The organism is Ensifer adhaerens, assembly GCF_000697965.2.
In the GTDB taxonomy this organism is placed as follows: domain Bacteria; phylum Pseudomonadota; class Alphaproteobacteria; order Rhizobiales; family Rhizobiaceae; genus Ensifer; species Ensifer adhaerens.
On the sequence record NZ_CP015880.1, the window covers coordinates 2,498,475 to 2,521,495 of the forward strand.

Here is a 23,021-nt window from a genome sequence, read left to right on the forward strand (position 1 = left end):
ACCGATCAGTGGCCCTCGAACTCGATCAGCGTGCGGACATTGACGCCGAGCGCTTCGAGTTTCTTGCGGCCGCCGAGTTCAGGCAGGTCGATGACGAAACAGGCGGCGACGATCTCGGCGCCCATCTGCTTCAAGAGCTTGGTGGCCGCTTCCGCCGTGCCGCCGGTCGCGATCAGGTCGTCGACCAGGATCACCTTTTCGCCTGGCTGGATCGCATCCTTGTGCATCTCCATCTCGTCGACGCCGTATTCCAGGCTGTAGGCGATGCGCACGGTGTCGTGCGGCAACTTGCCCTTCTTGCGGATCGGCACGAAGCCCGACGAGAGCTGATGCGCGATCGCGCCACCGAGGATGAAGCCACGCGCCTCGATGCCGGCGATCTTATCGATCTTGGTGCCGGCATAGGGATGCACCAGTTCGTCGATCGCGCGGCGGAAGGCGCGCGGATTGCCGAGCAACGTGGTGATATCGCGAAACATCACGCCCGGCTTCGGATAGTCAGGAATGTTCCGGATGGCGGCAATCAGTTCCGATTGAACGGTGGAGGTCATGGGCAAAAGGGCCTTTGCGTCTCTTGTTACCGCAAACCCATAACACCATCGGCCCGCTTGTCTATAACGGTTTCTTGTCGCGCGTTCGGTGGGAACAATTGGCCGTGCCGGGGGTTGATGCTACTCTGACCGTGCGGTCGCCCGACCGGCGCGCCGCGCTCTCGCATCAAACTTACACAGGGAAGGAAGCAACCATGCGCCTGTTTGAATGCGGTTCCCTCGTCCCGGGTTGCGAATGGCACACCCGAGCCGACAACGATGCCGAAATCGTGCGCCGCGTCGTCGACCACATGCGTGAAACGCATGGCGAGACCGTCATCCGCGAAAACATGATCGACAACATCAAGGCCCGGATCACCGACGAGTCCAAGGCGGCCTAGCCGTCCGGCCAAGGCGGCTTAAGCCGTCCGGCCAAGGCGGCCTGATCAGGACGGCTGCACCATGGCTTCGAGCCGGGCGACGAGGTTTGCCCGGTCGAGATTGAAGTTGCGCTCGATCCAGAGATTTTCGAGTTCGCCGAGGATTTCCCCCACACGCGGGCCGGCCGGCACGCCGGCCTTCAGCACGTCACCGCCATTCAGCGGGAAGCTTGGCCGCTTGAAGGCCTCGGCCCGTGCCAGGAGCCGCCGCAGCGAAGCGGTCTCGGACAAAAACGCCGGGTCGCCTTCCGACTTGCGCCGCGCTGTTGAGAGCGCCAGTCGCAGTCTTACGACGATCCCTTCCACGCCATGACGATAGAGCAACCGATCGAATGCCGTGTCGACGATCGTCGCCGGGACCGCAGGCGCCTTCGCCCAGCGGCTGAAATAGGCAGCCTCCGCCTTCGAGACACGCAGACGCTCTGCCATCGCCTCCAGACGCTCCTCATCCGGCGGCACGATCGCGGAAAGGCGCAGAAGCGGGTCCGGCTTCCAGCCGAAGGCCCGCTCGGCGGCAACGAGTTCCGGGATTGCGTCGATGCCCCATTTCTCGGTTTCCGGCAGGATTTCGGTGAGCACGCCGGCCTGGCGCATCCAGAGCAGCGCGCGGCCGGGATCATCGGCCGAAAGCAATTTCTTCGTTTCCGCCCAGACCCGCTCGGCCGAAAGCGTTGCAAGCTTCGAGCGCGCACGGGCACAGGCACGCAAGCCGTCGGCATCCGGCCGGCCGCGGCCGTAATGGGCGAAGAAGCGGAAGAAGCGCAGGATGCGCAGATAGTCCTCGGCGACACGCTCGCTGGCATCGCCGATGAAGCGCAGCGTCCGCGTTTCGATGTCGGCGAGCCCCCCGACATCGTCGAAGACGTCGCCGCGGTCGTTGGCGTAGAGTGCGTTGATGGTGAAGTCCCGCCGCTCGGCATCGGCCTTCCAGTCGGTGCCGAAGGCCACTTCCGCACGGCGGCCATCGGTCGCAACGTCACGGCGAAGCGTCGTGACCTCATAGGGCGTGCCGTCGATGACGAGCGTCACCGTGCCATGGTCGATGCCGGTCGGCACCACCTTGATGCCGGCCGCCTTCGCCCGCTCGGCGACTTCGTCGGGGCGCCAGGTGGTCGCCATGTCGATATCGCCGGCCGGCAAGCCCATCAAGCTGTTGCGCACTGCGCCACCGACAACCCGGACTTCGCCGCCGTCGACATTGAACACATCGAAAACGCGACGCAGAGAAGGCGTCGAGAACCAGCCTTCGCCAGCAACCGAGGTCATGCATAAAGCCTTTCATAGAGCATGCGCAGAATTCCGGCGGTGATACCCCAGATGTTGCGGCCGCCATAGGGCATCCGGTAGAAATGCCGTTCCTCGCCCTGCCAGTGGCCACTGCCGCGATCGTGATTGCCGGGGTTCATCAGGAACGACAGCGGCACCTCGAAGACGCTTTCGACCTCTTCCGGGTTGGGCACGAGCTCGAAACCCGGCTTGACCACCGCCAGCACCGGGGTGATGCGGAAACCGGACATGGCCATGTAATGCGGAAGCCGGCCAATGGTTTCGACGAAGCGCGGATCGAGCCCGATCTCTTCCTGCGCCTCGCGCAGCGCCGCCACTTCGACCGACCGGTCTTCGGGGTCCACGGCACCGCCCGGAAAGGCGACCTGGCCGGAATGCTTGCGCAGGCTGGTGGTGCGCTGCGTCAAGATAACCGTCGCATCGTCGCCATCATCAACAACAGGCACCAGGACCGCGGCATCCTTGAGCTTCAGCGTCTCCAGATAGGGCACGATGCCCGGATTGAGCAGGAAGTCGCCGTGCTCGCGCCAGGAGGTCTCGATCGGCCCACCCATCTGGGTCAGCGCCCGACGACGAAACTCGTCGGCTGAGAAGGGATGCGCATTCATCGGGAAAGCGCTTCCAACTCGGCTGCCGGCATGATCGGGAAGACCGCACCGCCCGAGCGCACGCAGAACATCTCGGTGCCGTCGATCGCAACCGTCTCGCCGAGCTCGACGATGTCATACATGACCGGCCGCGACACCAGGGCTTCCAGCCGCCCTCGCACATGCAGGTAAGGCTTCAGCTCGCGGTTCTCGCCATGTATGACGAAGCGGAGCGGATGCTCCGGCCCGGCTTCGACCACGTCGCCGACATTGGTGCGGAAGGTCAGGACCTGCCCCTCCTCCCCCTCGGTCACGCTCATCTCGACGGCGACAAAGGGCGCATCGACGATGCGGATGCCGACCTTTTCCACAGGCGTGACGAGATAGGTGCGCCCATCCTCGTCCTTGCGCAAAACGGTGGAAAACAGCCGCACCAAGGGCTGCCGGCCAATCGGCGTGCCCAGATAGAACCAGGTTCCGTCGGCGCGGATCTCCATGTCGATGTCACCGCAAAACGGCGGATTCCAGCGGTCCACCGGTGGCAGGCCGCGCGCTTTTTCGCCGGTCTGCCCGGCGGCACGCGCAATCAGGGCCGCCAGTCCGGCCGCATCGCCGGTTTGCTGAATTTCGGCTTCTGCCATTGTTCCGTCCCGTTTGACCTCGATTTTGCATCGAGACCTTTGATATCTCACGAGATAGTGCGTCGGCGCCGACTTGTCAGCCGTCCGGCAGGGTCTAAATTGGATTTTGGCGACTGAAATCCAGGCTACCGCATGATTCCTTGTATCGGGATCGATCCAAGGACAGGCGTCATGCGGCGGCTCAATATTACAGCGAGCCTGGCGCGCTCTATAAGGACGCGCGGCGCTGTAGGAGCGATTCGGTTTAACAACGGGCGACCGGGGAGTATGACCATGAGTGTGATGAAGGGCGCGGCTGACGCGATCGACGAGAAGGCGATTGTCGCTGCGGCCGAAAGTGCGCTGGGCGAAATCGCCCGGGTGCGTGCGGAAGTCGGCAAAGTCATCTTCGGCCAGGAAAGCGTCGTCGAGCAGACCCTGCTCGCGGTCCTCTCCGGCGGTCACGCGCTGCTCGTCGGCGTTCCCGGCCTTGCCAAGACGAAGCTCGTCGCCACGCTCGGCACCGTGCTGGGGCTCGATTCCAGCCGCGTACAGTTCACGCCCGACCTGATGCCCTCGGATATTCTCGGTTCCGAAGTGATGGACCAGGACGGGGCCGGCCATCGCTCGTTCCGCTTCATTCCCGGCCCCATCTTCACGCAGTTGCTGATGGCCGACGAAATCAACCGCGCCTCGCCGCGCACCCAATCGGCACTGTTGCAGGCCATGCAGGAGTACCACATCACGGTTGCCGGCGCCCGCAAGGACCTGCCGGCGCCCTTCCATGTGCTCGCGACCCAAAACCCCCTTGAGCAGGAAGGCACCTATCCCCTGCCCGAGGCGCAGCTCGACCGCTTCCTGATGCAGGTCGACGTCGGCTATCCGGACCTCACGGCCGAGCGGCAGATCCTGCTCGAAACCACAGGTGTCGGCGAAGCGACCGCCCACCCGGTCATCGATGCCGCCCGGCTGCTGCAGATCCAGAGCCTCATCCGCCAGATGCCGGTCGGCGAGAAGGTGGTCGACGCGATCCTTTCGCTGGTGCGCTCCGCCCGTCCGGGCAACGGTAATGCTGCGACCGACAAGAACGTCGCCTGGGGGCCAGGCCCGCGCGCCGGCCAGGCGCTGATGCTCTGCGCCCGTGCCCGCGCGCTCTACGACGGCCGTCTGGCGCCTTCGATCGACGATATCCTGGCGCTGGCCGAACCGGTGCTTCAGCACCGCATGGCGCTGACCTTCGCCGCCCGCGCCGAAGGCATGACCGTGCGCGACGTCGTCGCCGATCTGGTGAAGCAGGCCAGAGGCTGACGCATGGCCACCGTCGGGCACATAGTCTCGCGTACTCCCGCCAGTGAAGTGCTTTCACGAGCGCAGCAGCGCGCCATGCTCGTACCCGATTGCCTGGTCGAGGCGCGACGGATCGCCAACACCGTAATTTCCGGCTGGCATGGCCGGCGCAAGCGCGGCATCGGCGAGAATTTCTGGCAGTTCCGGCCCTATTCGGACGGCGAGAGCATGTCGCGCATCGACTGGCGGCGTTCTGCCCGTGACGACCATACCTACGTGCGCGACCGCGAATGGGAAGCCGCCCACACCATCTGGCTGTGGGCCGATCTTTCGCCGTCGATGATGTACAAGTCGAAGCTCGGCACCGTGTCCAAGGAGAGCCGTGCGCTGGTACTGATGCTGGCGCTCGCCGAAATCCTCGCGCGCTCGGGCGAGCGCATCGGCTGCCCGGGCATCATGGAGCCGGTCTCGGCGCGCAACGCCGCCGAACGGCTGGCGACCGCCATCATGCTGAGCCCACTTGCCGAGGGCCTGCCGGAAACCGGAATGATCCGCAGCGCCAGCGACCTCGTGCTGATCGGCGATTTTCTCGATCCTGCCGAAAAGATCATGGACCGCCTCGGCCCGCTGGCCAGACGCGGCCTGCGCGGCCATGTGGTCGAGATCGCCGACCCGGCCGAAGAAGTGTTTCCCTATTCCGGCCGGACCGAATTCACCGACCCGGAGACCGGCGAGAAGCTGACCGCCGGCCGCGCCGAAGTGCTGCGTGAAGACTATCAGCGCGCCTATATTGGCCGCCGCGACACGCTGGGCGTGACGCTGCGCCATCTCGGCTGGACCTTCACCCCGCACAAGACCGACCGGCCCGCCTCCGAGGCGCTCGTCGCCGTGCACACCTATCTCTCCGGCATGCCGGGACGCGCGACCCACGGAGGCCAGCTATGAGCGGCCTCGCCTTCCTCTTCACCAATCCGGCCATCCTTGCCGCCCTGGTTGCCCTGCCGGTCATCTGGTGGCTGCTGCGCATGACGCCGCCAAGGCCGTCGGCCGAAGTCTTCCCGCCGCTGCGCATCCTCGCGTCGGTGATGAAGCGTGAGGAGACCCCGGCGCAAAGCCCGTGGTGGCTGACGCTGTTGCGCATGCTGATGGCCGCCGCCCTTATCCTTGCGATCGCCGATCCGGTGATCAACCCGCGGCAGAACACGCTTTCGTCAGCCGGTCCGCTTGCCCTCGTCATCGACAATAGCTGGGCGACGGTCTCCGACTGGAACCAGCGGGTCGAAGCCGCCGGTGCGCTGATCGACGACGCGGAAGCCAAGGAGCTTCCCGTTTCGATCGTCTTTACCACCGACCGCCAGCACGACGCGACGCCCGCTTCCGCCGCCGCGGCGCGCGACCGCCTGGCCGCCGCCCAGCCGCAACCGCTGCCGGCCGACCGAGAGCGGGCACTCGCTGCCATAAAGGCCGCGCTTGCCGGCTCTCCGCCCGGCACCCTCGCCTTCCTCAGCGACGGCATCGAAGCGTCGAATGGCGGGACGATGCAGCAGATCGCAGAGCTCGGCGCTACGAATGTCCGCCGGGTCGAGGGCAATGCGGAAAGCGCCATCGCGCTAACGGCAGCGACCAACGAAAACGACGGAATGCGGGTTACCGCCTCGCGCCTGCCGCTCGGCGAGCCACGCGCCTATTACGTGCTTGCCCGTGACATTCGCGGCACGGCGATCGCCGAGGGCGAGCTTCGCTTCGCGACGGGCGCCACGACGGCGGATGCCTTGCTGAAGGCGCCCTTCGAGCTGCGCAACGACTTCGCACGTCTGACGATCGAGGGCCAGGCGACGGCCGGCGGCCTGCACTTGCTCGATGACGGCAACCGCCGCCGCCGGGTCGCGCTGCTCAGCGGCGAGGTTCATCAGTCGCAGCCGCTGCTTTCGCCGCTCTACTACATCAAGCGCGCGCTCGAGCCGCATGCCGACCTGATCGAACCCCGCGAAGAGGCGGTCGGGAAGGCAATCGCCGAGCTTCTGGCGCAAAATCCGTCGATCCTCGTCATGGCCGACGTCGGCCGTCTGCCGGACGAAAGCTACCCGCTGGTCACACGCTGGCTGGAAAATGGCGGCATGCTGGTGCGCTTCGCCGGCCCGAGGCTCGCCGGCGCGCCCGCCGACGACCCGCTCGTACCGGTCGTGCTCCGGCAGGGCGAGCGTACGCTCGACGGCGCGCTTTCCTGGTCGGAACCGCAGCCGCTTGCCGACTATCCGTCCTCGAGCCCCTTTGCCGGACTGGAACGCCCGCGTGACGTGCTGGTAAAGCGCCAGGTGCTGGCGCAACCGACACCCGATCTCACGGAGCGGACCTGGGCCAACCTCGCCGACGGCACACCGCTGGTGACGACCGCCGAGCGCGGCCGCGGCCGCATCGTGCTCTTCCACGTGAGCGCCGATCCGAACTGGTCGAACCTGCCGATCTCCGGCTCGTTCGTCGACATGCTGCGCCGCTCCATCCAGCTGTCGCGCGCCGGCGGCGTTGCCGGCGATCAGCCAAGCAAGGCACAGACGTTGCCCCCCTATCGCCTGGTGAGCGCCCGCGGCGAACTGACCGGCGACACCGGCAGCGCTCGACCGCTCGAAATCGCACCCGGCATCGCGCCCACCGTTTCCGCCGACACCCCCCCCGGCCTCTACGGCTCGGAGGAAGGTTTCGTCGCCAACAATCTGCTGCCTGACGGCGGCAAGCTCACCCCGATTACAGGCAATCTCGTCGGAGCGCGGGCCGAAGGACTGGAGGGCGCCCGGCCCTTCTCGATCCGACCCTACCTCTTCGGGCTGGCGCTGGCGCTCTTCGTCCTCGATACGCTGATCGTTCTCTACATGGCCGGCGGTCTCGCCGGGCTGCGCCGGCGCGCAGGCCGCGGCGCCGCGACCGCGGCACTGGTCGCAACCCTTGGCCTTGCGACGCTCGGCCTTGTAGCCGCTCTCGCCCCGGCGATCGCACATGCGCAGGACAGCCAGCCGAGCGACGAGCAGACGCTGCAGCGGCTGGACACGACCCATCTCGCCTACGTCATCACCGGCGAGCAGGAGGTCGACCGCCTCTCCGAACAGGGCCTCATCGGCCTCAGCAACTATCTGACCTACCGGACGGCGCTCGAACCAGGAGCGCCCGTCGGCGTCGACCTCGAACAGGACGAACTGGCCTTCTATCCGATCATCTACTGGCCGGTTTCGGCCACCGCCCCGATGCCGAGCAGCCGGGTCATGAGCCGGATCGACGCCTATATGCGCAACGGCGGCACCGTGCTCTTCGACACGCGCGACCAGTTTTCCTCGCTGACACCGTCGGACGCCGGCGACAGTCCCAACGTGCAGCGCCTGCAGGCGATGCTGAGCGGGCTCGACATTCCGCCGCTGGAGCCGGTGCCCTCCGACCACGTGCTGACGAAGGCCTTCTATCTGCTTTCGAACTTCCCCGGGCGCTATGCGGAAAGCCAGCTCTGGGTCGAGGCCGCCCCCAATGACGACGAAGACCGCAGCAATCGCCCCGTGCGCGGCGGCGACGGCGTCACGCCGATCATGATCACCGGCAACGATTTTGCCGGTGCCTGGGCCGTGGACGTCAATGGCGCACCGCTCCTGCCGACAGTGCCGCCGGACGAGATGCAGCGCGAATATGCCTACCGCGCCGGCGTCAACATCATGATGTATATGCTGACGGGCAACTACAAGGCCGATCAGGTTCACGTGCCGGACCTTCTGCAAAGGCTTGGACAGTGAGGGCCGATCGATGACCTATGGCTTTGCCCCGCTGATCCCGTGGATCTACTTCGTCCCGCTGCTCGCAATCGCGGCGCTGTTCATCGCCTATGGCCTCTGGCAGAAGGTGCGCGGCGCCTGGCTGCGCCTGGCCGCACTCGCAGCGCTCGGACTGGCGATCGCCAACCCCTCCATTTTCGTGGAGCTGCGCGATCCGCTCTCGACCATCGTCGCCGTCGTCGTCGACCGCAGCCAGAGCCAGCGGAACGGCGACCGCACCGCGCAGACCGATCGCGCCGTCGAGGGCCTGAAGGAACGGCTGGCGGCCATACCGCTGATCGAGCCGCGGATCATCGAGGCAAACACCGATCCGGCAGATGTCTCGCCGTCGACCAATCTCTTTGGCGCGCTTGCCTCCTCGCTGTCTGACGTTCCCCCGGCGCGCATCGGCGGCGCCATTTTCGTCACCGATGGCCAGATCCACGATGTGCCCGATGTCGCTCGCGCGCTCGGTTTCGACGCGCCCGTGCACGGGCTGATCACCGGCAAGCCCGATGAATTCGACCGGCGTGTCGAACTGATCAACCCGCCGCGCTTCGGCATCGTCGGTGAGGAACAGAAGCTCTCGTTCCGGGTGGTCGACGACGGGGCGGCACCCGGCGGCAGCGCCGAAGTCACGATCCGCCTCAACGGCAACGAGATCGCCCGCGAGCGCGCCGAGCCCGGCACGGACGTCCCGTTCGCCTTCAACGTTCCGCGCGGCGGCAACAACGTGCTCGAATTCGCCGTCGATGCCGTTCCGGGCGAAGTGACGACGGCCAACAACCGCGCGGTCCACGTGCTCGACGGCATTCGCGAGAACCTGCGCGTGCTCTTGGTCTCCGGCGAGCCGCATGCCGGTGAACGCGCCTGGCGCAACCTCTTGAAATCCGATGCGGCCGTCGATCTCGTACATTTCACCATTCTGCGTCCGCAGGAAAAGCAGGACGGCACGCCGATCAACGAGCTATCGCTGATCGCCTTTCCGACGCGCGAACTCTTCGTCGACAAGATCAACGAGTTCGATCTGATCATCCTCGACCGCTACCAGCACCGCGGTCTGTTGCCGATCCTCTACTACGACAACATCGCGCAATATGTGGAGAACGGTGGCGCGCTGCTAATTGCGGCAGGTCCCGAACATGCCGGTGACGATTCGATTGCAGCGACACCGCTTGAGGCAGTGCTGCCGGCCGCGCCGACGGGCGTCATGAACGAAAAGGCCTTCTTCCCGCGCCTGTCGGAGGAAGGAAAGAAGCATCCGGTGACCCGCGGTCTGGAAGGCTCCGACAGCGAGCCGCCGCATTGGGGCCGCTGGTTCCGCACCGTGGACGTCAACCGACCGCAGGGCCATACGGTCATGGAAGCGGCCGACGGCAAACCGCTGCTGGTGCTCAACCGTGTCGGCAAGGGCCGCGTCGCCATGCTGCTCTCCGATCAGGGCTGGCTCTGGGCTCGCGGCTTCGAAGGCGGCGGACCCCACGTGTCGCTCTATCGCCGCACCGCCCATTGGCTGATGCAGGAGCCCTCGCTCGAAGAAGAGGCGCTAACGGCACGCGCGCGCGGCCGGACGCTCGAAATCACCCGCCAGACGATCGATGGCGATCCGGGTCCGGTGACGCTGGTCGCTCCCTCCGGCGGGAAGCAGGACGTCAAGCTGACCGAACGCCAGCCGGGCCTCTACTCGGCCGAAGTCGCCACCACGGAAACCGGGCTCTTCGAGATGTCGAACGGCGACCTCACGGCTCTTGCCCATGTCGGCGACCCCAACGCTCCGGAATTCAAGGCCGCGATCTCGACCGAGGACAAGCTGCGTCCCTGGGCGGAAAAGACCAAGGGCATCGTGCGGCGCCTCGCAAGTGCCGATGGACCGCTCGACCTGCCCACGGTTCTGCCGGTCAGGGGCTCGATCCGAGCGGCAGACGACCAGCGGCTCTCGATCCGCATGACCGACGAAACCGTGCTGAAGGGCGTCAATTCAGTGCCGCTGTTTACCGGCTTCCTTGGTCTTGCGGCGCTGCTGCTGCTGATTTCCGCCACCTGGTATCGCGAGGGACGATGAGCGACAGCAGCATGGTCGTCAGCGACCTTCGCGACGCACCACATTTCTTCGATGCCGTGGCCGACCGCGTCTGGCGCGCCTGGTGGGAACCGCATGGCTTTCCGCTGGAACACATTACCGGCCTGCTTCAGGCGAGCCTTGCCGACGGTGCCGAGCCGCTGTGTCTGGTGGCGCATGCCGGCGACCGTTTCGTCGGCACCGCCTCGGTCATCGCCTCCGATCTTGAGGAGCGACCGGATCTCACGCCGTGGGTCGCTGCCGTCTGGGTCGATCCGCCGTTCCGCGGGGCAGGTATCGGCGGCGACATCGTGCTGAAGGCAGCGCAGGCGGCGCTCGATACCGGCGCCGAAGCCGTGCATCTTTGCGCCCTCTCGGGCAAGCGCGCCTTCTACGAGCGTCTCGGCTGGCAGCTCGACGAGACGGATGTCGGCGAAGACCGCCTGGATGTCTTCAGCATGCGCCGTGTCGAAAGGTAAAGGCCGATGTTCGTCGTCACCGACGCCCCGCCGCCCGAGGCGATCGAAGCAATCGGCAACGGTCTTGCAGCCTTCAACGCCGCCGACGTCGGCCCGTCGGAGCGACGCCCCCTCGCCGTCCTTGTCGGCGGCCCCGAGGCACAGGGAGCCTGCGGCGGCCTGAACGGCTAACCGGCTGGGGCTGGCTATTCGTGCAATGGCTGTGGTTACCGGAAGATCTTCGCGGACAGGGGCTTGCCGGCAAGTTGCTCCAGGCGGCCGAGGACGAAGCGCGCAATCGCGGCTGCCACAGCGCCTGGATCGACACCTTCAACCCGCAGGCCCTGCGCGCCTACGAGCGTCAGGGCTATGCGGCCTTCGGTGAACTGCCGGATTTCCCTGTTGGCCGAACCCGGGTGTTTCTGAAGAAATCGCTCGTCGCGCGATAAGGTCCGGGATCAGACGGCCAGCGGCAACGCAATCGGCTCCGCCTGCATCAGCCTATCATCCCGCCAGGAGATAACGCCGGCAAGTCCGGCATGCACACCCTCTGCCATCGGCACGACGAGCACCCGCGCCGGGTCGACCGGCCCAGGGAACTCGAGTGCCGCGTAACGCACCTTCTCGAAGCCGAGCGGCTGGTAATAGGGCGGATCGCCGACAAGGATCACCGCGTGTGAGCCCTTGCGCCGCGCCGCCTCGACCGCGATACGCACCAGTTCCCGGCCGATGCCCTGGTTCTTGTGCGACGGCCTGACGGCGAGCGGTCCGAGCAGGTGGCCCTTGATCGAGCCCGCCATGACCGGCGTCATCCGGACCGATGCGATCGTCTCGCCATTGTCGGCGCAGATGAAGGACAGCGACCGGTCATGCGGCCCCTGCTCGCGGATGCGCGCGGCCGCCCGGGCAAACCGGCCGGGGCCGAAAGCTTCTTCGTTGATGATTTCGATGGCTGCGTCATGGGACGCGTCTTCGGTCAGATAGACGAGATCGTGCTTTTTCATGAGATCGAGAAACCAGGCATGCGAACAGACATAGGGATGGCTTCGCCCGATGAGGGCGTTGGCAGCATCAGCGTCGTCGCAGGTTTCCCGAGAACATCATCTGTGCGGATTCTTCCAGACACGAAAAAAGTTGTGAAATCGCCGATAGCAGAAATTTGCCCTCTGTCAAAGCCTAAAACGCACTGTTCCGATTTCGCCACCTATCGAATGTCGCTGGAAGCGCTATCTATTGACGCAACGATCACGAAGGAGTTTGTCCGATGGGCAGGTTGGTAGATGGCGTCTGGCAGGACGTCTGGTACGACACGGTGGCAACGAACGGCCACTTCAAGCGCAGCGCTTCGCAGTTCCGCAACTGGGTGACGGCGGACGGGTCGGCCGGCCCGAGCGGCGACGCCGGCTTCAAGGCCGAGGCCGATCGCTATCACCTCTATGTTTCGCTCGCCTGCCCATGGGCCCATCGTACACTGATCTTCCGCAAGCTGAAAAAGCTCGAGGACCTGATCTCCGTTTCCGTAGTCGATCCGCTGATGCTCACCCAGGGCTGGGAATTCAAGGACGGCGGCATCGGCACCGGCGATCATCTCTTCGGCTCGAAGGCGCTGTGGCAGGTCTATACCCGCGCCGATGCCAACTATTCCGGCCGCGTGACCGTGCCCGTCCTCTGGGACAAGAAGCAGAACACCATCGTTTCGAATGAATCCTCCGAGATCATCCGGATGTTCAACTCCGCCTTCGATGGCCTGACCGGCTCGACGCTCGATTTCTATCCGGAAGAGCTCCGCGGCGAGATCGATGCGATGAACACCGACGTCTACAACGACGTCAACAACGGCGTCTACAAGGCAGGCTTTGCCACCACGCAATCCGCCTACGAGGAAAGTGTGACGGCACTCTTTGCCCGGCTGGACAAGCTGGAAGAGCGCCTCGGCTCGCACCGTTACCTCACCGGCAGCCGCCTCACCGAGGCCGACTGGCGGCTATTCACGACGCTGGTGCGCTTCGATCCTGTCTATGTCGGCCACTTCAAGTGCAACATCCGCCGGATCGCCGACTATCCGAACCTCCAAGGGTATCTGCGGGAACTCTATCAGGTGCCGGGCGTGGCCGAGACGGTCGACATGCGCCACATCAAGGAGCACTACTACCGCAGCCACACGACCATCAACCCGACCGGCGTCGTGCCGGTGGGCCCGGTGCTCGACCTCACCGCCCCGCACGGCCGCGAGGCGCTGTAACACTGCACTGAAAGGGCAATCGATCGCTACCAGTAGCGATCGATTGCGATGCCGCCGGCAAGTTCCGCAAGCCGGCGGCGTGTTGCCGGCGTGGTGTCGTCAGGCAGCGCGTCCAGTGCGAAGAAGCCACTTTCGGAAATCTCGAGATCGGGCGTTTTCGGCGCGCTCTGGCTGACACCGTCACAGCGGTAGAAGACGACGTGGTCGCGGCGGCTCGTGCGCCTGTTGTAGTAGACCTGGATGAGCACCGGCGGCGCCGAAACTTCGAGGTTCCCCTCCTCGCGCAACTCCCGCAGCAAGCCGTCGATCGAGGCCTCGTCGCGGTCGAGCCCTCCGCCCGGCAGGTGCCAGCCCGGCAGGTAGGAGTGGCGGACGAGGAAAACGCGGCCCTCGCCATCGAAACAGGCCGCCCGCACACCCATCGTCATGCCACGCGCAACAGCGTAATAGCCATGCGCAAGCCACATCAGCAGCCGGAGATACCAGCGCCGCATCTCCGGTGGCCGATCTTGTTCCAGGCGTTTTTTCCTTCCTCGTCCCGGCCACACGCGATTCATCGGGCGACCTGATTCCCCTCGGCCGGAATATGCGCTAGACGGGGTCGATGTTCAAACTCGCCCATATTTCCGACGTCCACCTCGGGCCCTTGCCCGAGCTATCCCTCAGGGAACTCGCTTCCAAGCGCATCACCGGTTTCGTCAACTGGCACCGCAACCGCAGCCGCCATCTCTTCACCGGTACGCTCGACACCCTGCTGGCCGACATCGAGAAGAAGGATCCGGACCATCTGGCGATGACGGGCGATCTCGTCAATCTCGCCTCCTCGCTCGAGATCAAGGCGGTCACCGAATGGCTGGAGGATGCGGGCAAGCCGGAAAACATCTCCGTCGTTCCGGGCAACCACGACGCCTATGTTCCGGGCGCCTACGAGAAGACCACCCGTGCCTGGTATCCCTATATGCGCGGCGACGATGCGCCGGCGCATTGGCATGACCGGCACCGCTGCTTTCCCTACATGCGCGTGCGCGGCCCGGTGGCGCTGATCGGCTGCTCGACCGCCGTTGCGACCCCGCCCTTTGCCGCCAGCGGCTATTTCGGCCAGCGCCAGGCCCGCGCCACCGTCAATCTGCTGAGACAAGCCGGCGAAGCCGGGCTCTTTCGCATCGTTATGATCCACCATCCGCCGATCCGCGGCGCAACCTCGATGCACAAGCGCATGATCGGCATTCGCCGCTTTGCTGCGACGATCTCGTCCGGCGGCGCCGAACTCGTGATCCACGGCCACACGCACCTCAACACTGTCTATTGGCTGAAGGGCCAGCATGCCCCTGTCCCGGTTGTCGGCATCGCCTCGGCCTCGCAAGGTCCTGGCGGCCACAAGCCGCCGGCAGCCTACAACCTGTTCACCGTCGCCGGTGAAGCCGGGAACTGGCACCTGACGCGCGAGCGCTACGCCCTGAACGACGATGCCACCACGGTGTCGCTCGCCGAAACCACACGCTTCTAGGCGAACGCAGCCTCCCTCCGCAGAAAATTCATCGCCCGGCGAATAAACCCCGGCCCTGCTGCGTCATACTCCGGTCCGCCGCCGCATGGCAGCGCGCCCGCCTCTGCGCGAATGCAGGACACGCAGTCGTTTGAAACAGCGCGAGGCTTTCGCGGTCATGCGCCAGCAATGGGAGATGGCATGATGAACCACAAGAACCTCGTTTTCGCCCTGTTTGCCGCCGGGGCAACCAGCTTCATGGCGCATGCGGTGATGGCCGCCGGCGAGGATACGAGCGAACCGCCGAAGAAAACCAAGACGACCAGCGAATGCACCGACGGCAAGGTGTGGGACGCCAAGAAAAAGGCCTGCGTTGACGCCAAGAAGAGCGACCTTGGCGACGATATCCTGTTCCAGGCTGCCCGCGAACTCGCCTATGCCGGCCAGTATGAAAATTCGATCAGGGTGCTCGGCGCCGTCAAGGACCAGCAGAGCGCCCGGGTGCTCAACTACCTCGGCTATGCCAACCGCAAGGCCGGGCGCATGGAACTCGGCATGCAGTACTACAAACGCGCGCTCCAGGCTGACGAGAACTACATCCTCGCCCGCTCCTACATGGGCCAGGCGCTGATCGAACAGGGCCGCGTCGAGGAAGCGCGTGTGCAACTCGTCGAGATCCGCGACCGCGGCGGCGAAAACACCTGGGCTTACCGCGCCCTGCTGCAGTCGCTCGGCGGCGTCCGCCAGTACTGACCGGGCGGTAACATGGACGGGCGGCGCCAGGCGCCGCCCTCGATCCGACGTGCCACGGACACGCACTGGGACGCTAGGTTTTCTTCGACCCGCTTGCCGCCGGCCCGTTCTTTTTGGGCTCGCTTGCCTTGGCTGCATTTCCCTTCGCCCCGCCTGCTGAGGGACCGCTTCCCGTCGTGCCGTCAGCAATCGACTTTGCCTCGTTCTTCTTCTCCGACCATTCCGGCGGCAGGCCGAGCGCGCCGCCGGCGATGCCGCCGAGACCGGATCCCTTGCCGAACACGGCGCAATCCGGATCGGTGGGTTTGCCGGTGACGGCATAGGCAACGCTGTTCTTGACGCTCTTCATCGACGGCAGCTCAAAATCGGACTTCATCGGGTCACCCGATTTTTCGAGCAGCGCACTGAAGTCGCTTGAGAAGTCGCCTGCAAGCTCGAAGGCGTCGGCGGCCGTCGAGGCGCGGGACCCGTTGGTGAGGATGTTGGCGCCACGCGCCCATGCCAGCCCGGCGATCTGCTTGCCCATTGGGTCGAATGCCTCCGCCTCGACCGCGAGACTTCCAAGGCCGATGGGAATGCGCGGAACCGGGATCGGAGCGACGGCCGAGGTGACGGTCGACACGCCGGCGACGACTGCATTGGTCGATTTGACCTTGCTGATCACGGAGCGCACCGCCATGTCGGCGGGCTTGGAGATCGGCACGACGTCGAATTGCTCGCTCAGGGCTTCGCAGAGCGACCGGTCGATCGCCGTGGCCACCAGCTTCTTTTGCGGATCCCCGAGCTTGTCGAGATCCGCGGTGGCGGCAAAGGTCGTCGGGATCACATGCACCGTCTTGACGTTCTTGGTGGCAGCAGAATCCACCCGGTACTTCGTCTTGGTCACCATCCCGTCGCTGGCAACGAAATCCTTGTAGGACGATAGAGACCCCGTTTCCATGACCTGGGCGCTCTGGCAGGCGGCGAGCCCCGCAAACAAAGGCACCAGCGCTGCCGTGCGAATGACGGCCGCACCTCCCCGAATGCGGCGTCCGCCACAATGTCTCCCGACAAACCTGACAATACTCATGCCATTGCGATGCTGTGCGTTCATTGGCGTATCCCCGACGTCGACCTGCAGTTGTGCATGAGGTCCGGCCAGATTCGGGCCGAACTTTGACGCGATCTCCGGCCACCATTGCAGTTAACGGTAACGAAACGCGTGATTAACGGCCGCGGGCAAGCGAAAGCTTTTTGGGAAAAGGCGCCATGAAGCAGCAGAATTTGCTTTCCGTTCCGGGACTTCCCTTGCAGACTAAGGAGCAAATGTTTCATATCATCCGCTCGTGCGCAGCACGGCGAATAAATGCATGATCCGGCACGTTTCATTGGAAGAGAAATGCGTCCAGCGGCAGAAACGAAGGACTTCAGACGCGACTTGGTCAGCCTGCTGCCCAAATTGCGCCGTTTCGCGATGACGCTGACGCGTAATGCCAATGACGCCGACGACCTCGTCCAGGAAGCCTGCGAGCGCGCGATCACCCGCAGCCACCTCTGGAACGGAGAGGGCCGGCTGGAAAGCTGGGTCTACGCGATGACGCGCAATCTCTGGGTCGACGAAATCCGCAAGCGCAAGGTTCGCACCGGCAGCGGCACCGTCGATGCGCTCGGACATGACGAACTCAGCATCGAGCCGTCGGCCGAAAAAGCCGTCTACGCCAATCAGTTGCAGAAGATGATCCTGTCGATGCCCGAGGGACTGGCGAGCGTGTTCCTGCTGGTTAATGTCGAAGGCCACAGCTATCGCGAGACCGCCGATATCCTGGGCATTCCGATCGGCACAGTCATGAGCAGACTGTCGACCGCGCGCCTCAGGCTCGCGGCGATGATCTCAGAGAATACCGAAAGGAGGGCCTGACCGTTGCAACAGACAAGGGGTCAAGCGCTCGAAGTGCGCCTTTCTGCCTATATCGACGGCGAGATCGGCGAAGCTGAACGAACCGAACTCGACGCGATTCTCGCCCGCGACGAGGACGCCAAGGCGTTGTTCGAGAGGCTGAAGGCCGGCAGCAGCTTCGGCGATACCGCCTTCGAGGATTTCCTGCACGATCCCGTGCCGCTCGCTCTTGTCCGGCAAATCAAGCAGGGTCCAGGGGTCAATCCGAAGACCGAGCGGATTGCGGCAACGACGACCACTGTCCGGCACGCGCGGGTCTGGCCGCGCATGCTTGCCGCATCGGTGGCCCTGCTGCTGCTCGGCGGCGGCGCCGGCTTCATCGTCGGGACGGCGAACACCGGGAGCGAGCCGACCAAGCTCGCCGCGGCGCGTGGCTGGCTCGACGACATCGCCGACTATCACCGCATCTATTCGCGGCAGAAGGAGCATCTGGTCGAGGTCCCGGCGACAGAGGGACCGAAGATCGAGACCTGGCTTGCCGCAAGCGTCGGCGTTCCCTTCAAGGTCCCGCAGCTTTCCGGCAAGGGCCTGACCTTCGAGGGCGCCCGGCTGCTCGTCGCCAACGGCAAGCCCGTGGCGCAGCTCGTCTACCGAAGCACCGAAGGCGAAATCTTCGCGATCTGTTTCCTCAAGAACACCACCGGCCCGCAGGCGGAGCAGTTCGACGAGAGCATCCGCGACGATCTCGGCATGGTCTCCTGGCAGCGAGGCGGCGCCTCGTTCGTGCTCGTCGGCCCGTCTTCCCATGTCGGCATGCAGGACATCGCCGAAGCCGTCGCCGCGACGATCTGAGATCGACGGCATCCCCTACCCCTGAAACGAAAAGGCCGCGCCGGGTTTCCCCGACGCGGCTTCATTCGTCACGCTAAAGCGTATCAGCCGCGCTTCATCTCGAGTACGCGGTTTGCCGCCGAAACGATCGCTTCGAGCGAGGCGGCAACGATGTTGGTGTTGATACCGGTGCCGAACAGCTTGCCACCCGGGTGCTCCATCTCGACATAGGCGATCGCGGCTGCGTTCGAGCCGTGCTGCAGCGAGTGCTCGGAGTAATCCGCAACCGAGAGGTCGATGCCGAGATAGATCGACAGCGCATTGATGAAGCCGTCGATCGGGCCGGTGCCCTTGCCTTCGATGCGCTTGACCTCGCCATTGTCGGTGATCTCGGCCGCCACCACGCGCACGCCCTTGTGCTCGCCCACCGGATAAGTGTGATGGTCGACGAACTTGATGCGCGCGCCCGGCTGCTCGACGTAGCGCTCGATGAAGCGCTCGTAGATGCGCTTGGACGGCAGCTCCTTGCCTTCCTCGTCGGTGATGCGCTGGATGTCCTCGCGGAACTCGACCTGGAGGTTGCGCGGCAGGTTGATGCCGTAGTCTTCCTGCAGGATGTAGGCGATGCCGCCCTTGCCCGACTGCGAGTTGATGCGGATGATCGCCTCGTAGGAGCGGCCGACGTCACGCGGATCGATCGGCAGGTACGGCACTTCCCAGAGCGGCTTGTTGGCGGTCTTGATCGCCTTCATGCCCTTGTTGATCGCATCCTGGTGCGAGCCGGAGAAGGCCGTGTAGACCAGTTCGCCGACATAAGGATGGCGCTCGGGAATGACCATCTGGTTGGAGTATTCGTAGACTTCCTTGATCCGCTCGATATCGGAGCAGTCGAGCTGCGGATCGACGCCCTGCGTGAACATGTTCAGCGCCAGCGTCACGACATCGACGTTGCCGGTGCGCTCGCCATTACCGAACAGCGTGCCTTCGACGCGGTCGGCGCCAGCCATCAGGCCCAATTCGGTGGCGGCGATGCCGGTGCCGCGGTCGTTGTGCGGGTGCAGCGAGATGATCAGGCTTTCGCGGTTGTCGAGGTTGCGGCACATCCATTCGATCTGGTCGGCATAGATGTTCGGCGTCGCCATCTCGACGGTCGAGGGCAGGTTCAGGATCAGCTTGTTGTCTGGCGTCGGCTTGACGATCTCGGTGACGGCGTTGCAGATCTCCAAGGCCACTTCGAGCTCGGTGCCGGTAAAGCTTTCCGGCGAATACTCGAAGCGGTAGCCGCCGCCGGCCTTGGCCGCCATGTCGGTGATCATCTTGGCGGCGTCGGTCGCAATCTGCTTGATGCCGCGCACGTCCTTGGCAAACACCACGCGGCGCTGCAGTTCACTCGTCGAATTGTAGAAATGCACGATCGGTTGGTGCGCGCCTTCCAGCGCTTCGAAGGTGCGGGTGATCAACTCGGGCCGGCACTGCACCAGCACCTGCAGCGACACATCCTTGGCGACATTGCCTTCCTCGATGCACCAGCGGGCAAAATCGAAATCGGTCTGCGAGGCCGAGGGGAAACCGATTTCGATTTCCTTGAAGCCCATGTCGAGCAGCAGCTGGAACATGCGGGCCTTGCGATCGTGCCCCATCGGGTCGACCAGCGACTGGTTGCCGTCACGCAGGTCGACCGAGCACCAGATCGGCGCCTTGGTGATCGTCTTCGACGGCCAGGTGCGGTCGGTGAGCGCGATCTGCGGATAGGCCTGGTACTTCACCGCCGCTTCCGGCATGCCAATCTTAACGGGATGGGATTTCTGGATCATTGCAGCTTCTCTTCATCACTGGACGTCCTGGCCGCCTTGCCATACCCGATCGGGGATCGGATTGCGATGGCTAATGCCGCGCCGAACGCGCCTTTATCCTAAAACACTTGATGGGGTCGAGGAGCATCCGCCGGCGTGGCTTTTCGGCCGCCGGGCGCTCCTCAGCGAACCCGGCAACCGCGAGTAAGGCCGAGAAGAAGAAGCGAGGCGAAGGCGCGCGACGGCGCACGATTGGTATCGTGTCCGGCGGGGATCGAGGCGATCCGATATGCGTCAGCCTTGGTCATGCTCAAAGCCTATACACGGCTTGCCAGAGTGGAGCAAGCCACGCGATGGCAAGGATCACCGCAAAAAGAAAAGGGCACCGGCGAAATGCCGATGCCCTCCAAATCCTTGACTTGCTTGCGAACTCAGATGTCCGCAGCAGACGAGATGATCCGCGAAACGAGGCCGTAGGACTTCGCTTCCTCAGCAGAAAGCCAGTAATCGCGGTCCGTGTCCTTGGCGATCTTCTCGACCGGCTGGCCGGTTGCGTCGGCGAAGATCTTGTTCAGGCGATCGTTCATCTTGATGATTTCGCGTGCCTGGATCTCGATGTCCGACGCCATGCCGCGGGTGCCGCCCGACGGTTGGTGAAGCAAGAAGCGGGTGTTCGGCAGGCAAATGCGACGCTCCTTGGGAGCGCCGACAAAGATCAGCGCGCCGGCGGAAGCGACCCAGCCGGTGCCGATGGTCCAGACCTTCGGCTTCACGAACTTGATCATGTCGTGGATGCTGTCGCCCGATTCGACATGGCCGCCCGGCGAATTGACGAAGATGCGGATGTCTTCGTCGCTGGCGGCGGCAAGCGCCACGAGCTGCGAGCAGACCTTCTGCGCCAGTTCCTGATTGATCGACCCGTAGATGAAAATCGAACGCGACTTGAAAAGGTTCGCCTCCGTTTCCTTGCCGAGCGGCAATTCGGTCTTCTTGTCGTCCTCGTCGTCGTTCATCATCCGTTTTTCTCCGGCGTCTCATGAAGTCTTCAGTCAAAGTCAGATAATGCGACTCGACCCCGAAGACAATGCAACAAACCGAAGCGGCGACAAAGCAGCAAGGTCGACTATGCTTATGGTAAAAACACCTACCGCCAAATGCCGTATAGACAGGGGGACGGAGGCCAATAAGATCGGTCGCGTCAAACACTCAAGAGTGGGGCCAGCCTCCCAGGTCCCGCCGATCCATGGGGACACGCATGAACAGACGCATCCTGATCGCCACTGCCGCGCTGATCGCCTCCGCCGCACCCGCCTTCGCCCATCTCAATCCGGCAGAGCACGGCTCGTTTGCCGCCGGCTTCTCGCATCCGCTGTTCGGACTTGACCATATCCTCGTCATGGTCGCCGTCGGCCTCTGGGCGGCGCAGATCGGCGGCCGGGCGCTCGTCGTCGTGCCGGCGGCCTTCGTCGCGATGATGGCAGCGGGCTTCGCGCTGGCGGTTGCCGGTGTCGGCCTGCCCTTCGTCGAGCCGGCGATCCTCGCCTCGGTGGTGGCACTCGGCCTGCTTGTTGCCATGGCGGTGCGGCTCGACACGGCAGCATCCGCTGCGATCGTCGGCGTCTTCGCCCTCTTCCACGGCCATGCCCATGGCGGCGAACTCGGTAGCGCCGGGGCGCTTGCCTTCTCGGTCGGCTTCATCCTCGCCACCGCCGCGCTGCACGTGGCCGGCATCGGCCTCGGCATCGCCCTTCAGCGCCTCTCCGGCGGCGGCCTGCTTGCCCGCGTCCTCGGCGGTCTCACGGCTCTAGCCGGCGCTGCCTTGATCTTCAGCTGAAATCAAACGGGCATGCAGCACGGACGAATTATCTTTCTGAACGGCACGTCGAGTGCCGGAAAGTCAACGCTGGCAAAGGCGCTCCGGGAAATCCTCCCGGAGCCCTTTTGTTACTATGCCTCCGACCAGCTTGCCGACGCCGGATTTCGGGTCCTTAGGCGCGGCATGCATCCTGGAATGCGCGGCGAACGCGCGAGGTTCTTCGACGGATTTCATCGCTCGATCGCAGCCTTCGCCGAGGCCGGCAACGACCTGATCGTCGAGCACATCGTCGAGGAGAAGAGCTGGGCCGACGATATCAGAAGGCAAACCGCGCATCTGGACATCTTCTGGGTCGGAGTGCACGCGCCCATCGAAGACCTGGAGCGTCGCGAGCGCGAGCGCGGCGACCGCACGATCGGCGAAGCCCGCTTTCACCTGAAGACGCACGATTACTGCGCCTACGACCTAGAAGTGGACACGCGCGACCCGACCGATCAGGTTGCCGCGCGCATCGTTGACGCCTGGCTCAAACGCCAGTCACTCAGGCCGTAGCGGGGGATCTCCCGCTTTAGCCGCGGCCTCGATAGGTCGGCACGCCCTGGTCGGGCAGCCACAGGCCCTCGGGCGGCTTGCCGGTCTGCCAGAAGACGTCGATCGGGATGCCGCCGCGCGGATACCAATAGGCGCCGATGCGAAGCCAGCGTGGCTGAAGCAACGACACCAGCCGTTGGGCGATCTCGATGGTGCAATCTTCGTGGAATGCGCCGTGGTTACGGAAGGAATGCAGGAACAGCTTCAGCGACTTCGATTCGACCAGCCATTCGTCCGGCACATAGTCGATCACGATATGGGCGAAATCCGGCTGGCCGGTCATCGGGCAGAGCGAGGTGAATTCCGGCGCGGTGAAACGCACCAGATAGTCCTTGCCCTTGTTGCCGCTCGGGACCCGCTCCAGCACCGCGTCTTCCGGGCTCTGCGGCAGGTCGACCTTTGCGCCCAGTTGCGAAAGGCCGGATACGTCAGTCTTGCTCATATGCCTGTTGCTCCATGAGAACATCCGCGCGTGGGTGCGGTCGACTGGCCTCTGCCCTCGTCGGCCCGCTCCGTTTGCGGCCCTTAAATCAGAACTGCCTCAAGAAGGAAACCTCGTCACGGTTGAAGTGCCGTC

General features: G+C 64.6%; 23 protein-coding genes and 1 pseudogene. 14 read left to right on the forward strand and 10 right to left on the reverse strand.

Translation table 11 applies throughout. The annotated features are described in order from the left end of the window. Positions 1-5: 5 nt before the first annotated feature. The gene (locus FA04_RS12130) at positions 6-551 is read right to left on the reverse strand and encodes an adenine phosphoribosyltransferase (RefSeq protein ID WP_034788812.1); all 546 of its coding nucleotides are present in this window, start codon (positions 549-551) and stop codon (positions 6-8) included. 194 nt (positions 552-745) lie between these two features. Between FA04_RS12130 and FA04_RS12135 the strand changes: the two genes are divergently transcribed. Beyond that, positions 746-931, forward strand: coding sequence for a DUF1059 domain-containing protein (locus tag FA04_RS12135; protein WP_034788815.1), 186 nt, complete (start codon positions 746-748; stop codon positions 929-931). Positions 932-976: 45 nt separating this feature from the next. Here the strand turns inward: FA04_RS12135 and FA04_RS12140 are convergent, their stop codons facing one another. The 3 genes from FA04_RS12140 to FA04_RS12150 are packed head-to-tail and all read right to left on the reverse strand — an operon-like array spanning position 977 to position 3,485. Next, on the reverse strand, positions 977-2,236 hold the full coding sequence (locus tag FA04_RS12140) for a CCA tRNA nucleotidyltransferase (RefSeq protein ID WP_034788818.1): 1,260 nt from the start codon (positions 2,234-2,236) through the stop codon (positions 977-979). Further along, on the reverse strand, positions 2,233-2,865 hold the full coding sequence (locus FA04_RS12145) for a CoA pyrophosphatase (protein WP_034788821.1): 633 nt from the start codon (positions 2,863-2,865) through the stop codon (positions 2,233-2,235). Before FA04_RS12145 ends, FA04_RS12140 begins: the two co-directional genes overlap by 4 nt. Then, positions 2,862-3,485, reverse strand: coding sequence for a DUF1285 domain-containing protein (locus tag FA04_RS12150; protein ID WP_034788824.1), 624 nt, complete (start codon positions 3,483-3,485; stop codon positions 2,862-2,864). Before FA04_RS12150 ends, FA04_RS12145 begins: the two co-directional genes overlap by 4 nt. A gap of 273 nt (positions 3,486-3,758) precedes the next feature. On the opposite strand from FA04_RS12150, the gene FA04_RS12155 reads away from it, so the two are divergent. The 6 genes and pseudogenes from FA04_RS12155 (at position 3,759) to FA04_RS12180 (ending at position 11,505) form a co-directional block, all read left to right on the forward strand. After that, positions 3,759-4,772, forward strand: coding sequence for an AAA family ATPase (locus tag FA04_RS12155; protein WP_034789050.1), 1,014 nt, complete (start codon positions 3,759-3,761; stop codon positions 4,770-4,772). Between the two features lie 3 nt (positions 4,773-4,775). Continuing rightward, positions 4,776-5,696, forward strand: a complete 921-nt coding sequence (locus FA04_RS12160) for a DUF58 domain-containing protein (protein ID WP_034788827.1) — start codon at positions 4,776-4,778, stop codon at positions 5,694-5,696. After that, the gene (locus FA04_RS12165; RefSeq protein ID WP_034788830.1) at positions 5,693-8,521 is read left to right on the forward strand and encodes a DUF4159 domain-containing protein; all 2,829 of its coding nucleotides are present in this window, start codon (positions 5,693-5,695) and stop codon (positions 8,519-8,521) included. The genes FA04_RS12160 and FA04_RS12165 overlap by 4 nt, the downstream gene beginning before the upstream one ends. Before the next feature lie 10 nt (positions 8,522-8,531). Next, positions 8,532-10,601, forward strand: coding sequence for a membrane protein (locus FA04_RS12170; protein ID WP_034788833.1), 2,070 nt, complete (start codon positions 8,532-8,534; stop codon positions 10,599-10,601). Then, positions 10,598-11,077: a GNAT family N-acetyltransferase gene (locus FA04_RS12175; RefSeq protein ID WP_034788837.1), complete on the forward strand. Its 480-nt coding sequence runs from the start codon at positions 10,598-10,600 to the stop codon at positions 11,075-11,077. Before FA04_RS12170 ends, FA04_RS12175 begins: the two co-directional genes overlap by 4 nt. Before the next feature lie 6 nt (positions 11,078-11,083). Then, positions 11,084-11,505 (forward strand): annotated as a pseudogene (locus FA04_RS12180) (GNAT family N-acetyltransferase). A gap of 9 nt (positions 11,506-11,514) precedes the next feature. Here the strand turns inward: FA04_RS12180 and FA04_RS12185 are convergent. Then, entirely contained in the window at positions 11,515-12,060 is a 546-nt protein-coding gene (locus FA04_RS12185) for a GNAT family N-acetyltransferase (protein WP_034788838.1), read from the reverse strand. A gap of 260 nt (positions 12,061-12,320) precedes the next feature. Between FA04_RS12185 and FA04_RS12190 the strand changes: the two genes are divergently transcribed. Then, the gene (locus FA04_RS12190; protein WP_034788840.1) at positions 12,321-13,298 is read left to right on the forward strand and encodes a glutathione S-transferase family protein; all 978 of its coding nucleotides are present in this window, start codon (positions 12,321-12,323) and stop codon (positions 13,296-13,298) included. 26 nt (positions 13,299-13,324) lie between these two features. On the opposite strand, the gene FA04_RS12195 is transcribed toward FA04_RS12190, so the two are convergent. Further along, positions 13,325-13,792 (reverse strand): NUDIX domain-containing protein, encoded by a 468-nt coding sequence (locus FA04_RS12195; protein ID WP_034788845.1) that lies wholly within the window; start codon positions 13,790-13,792, stop codon positions 13,325-13,327. A 110-nt stretch (positions 13,793-13,902) separates the two neighbouring features. Here FA04_RS12195 and FA04_RS12200 point away from each other — a divergent pair, with 110 nt between their 5' ends. Beyond that, a complete protein-coding gene (locus FA04_RS12200) occupies positions 13,903-14,805 on the forward strand; it encodes a metallophosphoesterase family protein (protein ID WP_034788848.1) in 903 nt (300 codons plus the stop codon). A gap of 183 nt (positions 14,806-14,988) precedes the next feature. Further along, positions 14,989-15,537, forward strand: coding sequence for a tetratricopeptide repeat protein (locus tag FA04_RS12205; RefSeq protein WP_082566327.1), 549 nt, complete (start codon positions 14,989-14,991; stop codon positions 15,535-15,537). A gap of 73 nt (positions 15,538-15,610) precedes the next feature. Here the strand turns inward: FA04_RS12205 and FA04_RS12210 are convergent, their stop codons facing one another. Continuing rightward, positions 15,611-16,630: a DUF3313 domain-containing protein gene (locus FA04_RS12210; RefSeq protein WP_082584603.1), complete on the reverse strand. Its 1,020-nt coding sequence runs from the start codon at positions 16,628-16,630 to the stop codon at positions 15,611-15,613. Between the two features lie 285 nt (positions 16,631-16,915). Here FA04_RS12210 and FA04_RS12215 point away from each other — a divergent pair, with 285 nt between their 5' ends. Beyond that, positions 16,916-17,434 carry an RNA polymerase sigma factor gene (locus FA04_RS12215; RefSeq protein WP_034788854.1) on the forward strand — a complete coding sequence of 173 codons (519 nt, stop codon included), beginning with the start codon at positions 16,916-16,918 and terminating at the stop codon, positions 17,432-17,434. Positions 17,435-17,437: 3 nt separating this feature from the next. After that, positions 17,438-18,265: an anti-sigma factor family protein gene (locus FA04_RS12220; protein ID WP_034788856.1), complete on the forward strand. Its 828-nt coding sequence runs from the start codon at positions 17,438-17,440 to the stop codon at positions 18,263-18,265. Positions 18,266-18,348: 83 nt separating this feature from the next. Here the strand turns inward: FA04_RS12220 and leuA are convergent, their stop codons facing one another. Together leuA and FA04_RS12230 are read right to left on the reverse strand one after the other, a co-directional pair. Then, a complete protein-coding gene (leuA, locus tag FA04_RS12225) occupies positions 18,349-20,058 on the reverse strand; it encodes a 2-isopropylmalate synthase (RefSeq protein ID WP_034788858.1) in 1,710 nt (569 codons plus the stop codon). A gap of 410 nt (positions 20,059-20,468) precedes the next feature. Next, positions 20,469-21,053: an ATP-dependent Clp protease proteolytic subunit gene (locus tag FA04_RS12230; protein WP_034788862.1), complete on the reverse strand. Its 585-nt coding sequence runs from the start codon at positions 21,051-21,053 to the stop codon at positions 20,469-20,471. Positions 21,054-21,292: 239 nt separating this feature from the next. Between FA04_RS12230 and FA04_RS12235 the strand changes: the two genes are divergently transcribed. Both FA04_RS12235 and FA04_RS12240 read left to right on the forward strand, forming a co-directional pair. Further along, positions 21,293-21,871 carry a HupE/UreJ family protein gene (locus FA04_RS12235; protein WP_034788864.1) on the forward strand — a complete coding sequence of 193 codons (579 nt, stop codon included), beginning with the start codon at positions 21,293-21,295 and terminating at the stop codon, positions 21,869-21,871. 12 nt (positions 21,872-21,883) lie between these two features. Then, positions 21,884-22,405, forward strand: a complete 522-nt coding sequence (locus FA04_RS12240) for a chloramphenicol phosphotransferase CPT family protein (protein WP_034788866.1) — start codon at positions 21,884-21,886, stop codon at positions 22,403-22,405. A gap of 16 nt (positions 22,406-22,421) precedes the next feature. On the opposite strand, the gene queF is transcribed toward FA04_RS12240, so the two are convergent. Then, positions 22,422-22,886, reverse strand: a complete 465-nt coding sequence (gene queF, locus FA04_RS12245; RefSeq protein WP_034788869.1) for a preQ(1) synthase — start codon at positions 22,884-22,886, stop codon at positions 22,422-22,424. Positions 22,887-23,021 lie beyond the last annotated feature (135 nt).

What these genes read in the sequence shown, in the direction of transcription:
- queF (WP_034788869.1), bottom strand. Translation starts at nt 22,886, where the DNA reads ATGAGCAAGACTGACGTATCCGGCCTTTCGCAACTGGGCGCAAAGGTC.
- FA04_RS12145 (WP_034788821.1), bottom strand. Translation starts at nt 2,865, where the DNA reads ATGAATGCGCATCCCTTCTCAGCCGACGAGTTTCGTCGTCGGGCGCTG.
- FA04_RS12160 (WP_034788827.1), top strand. Translation starts at nt 4,776, where the DNA reads ATGGCCACCGTCGGGCACATAGTCTCGCGTACTCCCGCCAGTGAAGTG.
- FA04_RS12130 (WP_034788812.1), bottom strand. Translation starts at nt 551, where the DNA reads ATGACCTCCACCGTTCAATCGGAACTGATTGCCGCCATCCGGAACATT.
- FA04_RS12155 (WP_034789050.1), top strand. Translation starts at nt 3,759, where the DNA reads ATGAGTGTGATGAAGGGCGCGGCTGACGCGATCGACGAGAAGGCGATT.
- FA04_RS12235 (WP_034788864.1), top strand. Translation starts at nt 21,293, where the DNA reads ATGAACAGACGCATCCTGATCGCCACTGCCGCGCTGATCGCCTCCGCC.
- FA04_RS12240 (WP_034788866.1), top strand. Translation starts at nt 21,884, where the DNA reads ATGCAGCACGGACGAATTATCTTTCTGAACGGCACGTCGAGTGCCGGA.
- FA04_RS12175 (WP_034788837.1), top strand. Translation starts at nt 10,598, where the DNA reads ATGAGCGACAGCAGCATGGTCGTCAGCGACCTTCGCGACGCACCACAT.
- FA04_RS12185 (WP_034788838.1), bottom strand. Translation starts at nt 12,060, where the DNA reads ATGAAAAAGCACGATCTCGTCTATCTGACCGAAGACGCGTCCCATGAC.
- FA04_RS12140 (WP_034788818.1), bottom strand. Translation starts at nt 2,236, where the DNA reads ATGACCTCGGTTGCTGGCGAAGGCTGGTTCTCGACGCCTTCTCTGCGT.
- FA04_RS12195 (WP_034788845.1), bottom strand. Translation starts at nt 13,792, where the DNA reads ATGCGGCGCTGGTATCTCCGGCTGCTGATGTGGCTTGCGCATGGCTAT.
- FA04_RS12200 (WP_034788848.1), top strand. Translation starts at nt 13,903, where the DNA reads ATGTTCAAACTCGCCCATATTTCCGACGTCCACCTCGGGCCCTTGCCC.
- FA04_RS12165 (WP_034788830.1), top strand. Translation starts at nt 5,693, where the DNA reads ATGAGCGGCCTCGCCTTCCTCTTCACCAATCCGGCCATCCTTGCCGCC.
- FA04_RS12170 (WP_034788833.1), top strand. Translation starts at nt 8,532, where the DNA reads ATGACCTATGGCTTTGCCCCGCTGATCCCGTGGATCTACTTCGTCCCG.
- FA04_RS12215 (WP_034788854.1), top strand. Translation starts at nt 16,916, where the DNA reads ATGCGTCCAGCGGCAGAAACGAAGGACTTCAGACGCGACTTGGTCAGC.
- FA04_RS12150 (WP_034788824.1), bottom strand. Translation starts at nt 3,485, where the DNA reads ATGGCAGAAGCCGAAATTCAGCAAACCGGCGATGCGGCCGGACTGGCG.
- FA04_RS12135 (WP_034788815.1), top strand. Translation starts at nt 746, where the DNA reads ATGCGCCTGTTTGAATGCGGTTCCCTCGTCCCGGGTTGCGAATGGCAC.
- leuA (WP_034788858.1), bottom strand. Translation starts at nt 20,058, where the DNA reads ATGATCCAGAAATCCCATCCCGTTAAGATTGGCATGCCGGAAGCGGCG.
- FA04_RS12210 (WP_082584603.1), bottom strand. Translation starts at nt 16,630, where the DNA reads ATGAACGCACAGCATCGCAATGGCATGAGTATTGTCAGGTTTGTCGGG.
- FA04_RS12230 (WP_034788862.1), bottom strand. Translation starts at nt 21,053, where the DNA reads ATGATGAACGACGACGAGGACGACAAGAAGACCGAATTGCCGCTCGGC.
- FA04_RS12190 (WP_034788840.1), top strand. Translation starts at nt 12,321, where the DNA reads ATGGGCAGGTTGGTAGATGGCGTCTGGCAGGACGTCTGGTACGACACG.
- FA04_RS12205 (WP_082566327.1), top strand. Translation starts at nt 14,989, where the DNA reads ATGAACCACAAGAACCTCGTTTTCGCCCTGTTTGCCGCCGGGGCAACC.